The 227-nt window shown below is 38.3% G+C and carries 1 protein-coding gene; it reads right to left on the bottom strand.

Features of this window, described 5'->3' with window-relative positions:
• Positions 1-101: 101 nt before the first annotated feature.
• On the bottom strand, positions 102-185 hold the full coding sequence (locus E9531_RS18020) for a hypothetical protein (RefSeq protein ID WP_129457160.1): 84 nt from the start codon (positions 183-185) through the stop codon (positions 102-104).
• Positions 186-227: the final 42 nt, after the last annotated feature.

Here is a 227-nt window from a genome sequence, read left to right on the forward strand (position 1 = left end):
AGGGTGGGGCTATCCACTGAAAATCCTCCTCATAGTCATTGGACTAGGTCTTGCCCTAAATAGGGGATAGTTGAAAATAAACTGGTGATTACTGTAGCACCTCAGAAGGATATTTGACCCCAAGGAAGGACATATCCTACAAAAGCTGTTGCTATTAAAATAAATAAAATAATAATTCCTGAAATTCATACTTTAGAGGAGCGGAATGAGTTATAGTAGATTCCTCG

This window comes from Lampropedia puyangensis (assembly GCF_004833285.1).
GTDB classification, from domain to species: Bacteria; Pseudomonadota; Gammaproteobacteria; order Burkholderiales; family Burkholderiaceae_C; genus Lampropedia; species Lampropedia puyangensis.